The organism is Haloarcula sp. Atlit-47R, from assembly GCF_003665985.1.
Taxonomy (GTDB): domain Archaea; phylum Halobacteriota; class Halobacteria; order Halobacteriales; family Haloarculaceae; genus Haloarcula; species Haloarcula taiwanensis.
In genome coordinates, this window is the sequence record NZ_QPLQ01000049.1 from 1 (window position 1) to 499 (window position 499).

Consider the following 499-nt stretch of genomic DNA (forward strand, 5'->3'; position numbering starts at 1 on the left):
GATATAAACATGACTGAAATAAACATTTACAATATTTTACTACTAATATTTATGTTAGTTATCGCATATAAGTTAATGCCCGTCATTTATAGATTTATTAAGAAGAAAAAAATTCAAGCATTATATAGAAGAGCACATATAATTGATATAGATAAAATGGACGGCATAGAATTCGAATATTATCTCGAAGCATTGTTTTTAAAGTTAACATATAAGCCAATTGTAACGAAAGCTTCAAGGGACTATGGTGCAGACTTAATATTAAAAAAAGAAAAGAAAAAAATAGTTGTACAAGCAAAACGGAGTAACAGTAAGATAGGTATTAAAGCTGTGCAAGAAATATACACCGCACAACGTTTTTACAATGCCGATGAAGCATGGCTTGTGACTAATAGTTTTTATACTAAAAGTGCAGTCGAGTTAGGTAAGGCGTGCGATATCGTTATGAAAGATAGAACAAGCTTATCTAAATGGATTATTAGTATAAATCCCGATTTTT

General features: G+C 29.7%; 1 protein-coding gene. It reads left to right on the plus strand.

The window, feature by feature from the left end:
* Positions 1-75: 75 nt before the first annotated feature.
* The coding region (locus DVK00_RS20805; protein WP_199722518.1) for a restriction endonuclease at positions 76-499 on the plus strand (424 nt) is incomplete at its 3' end.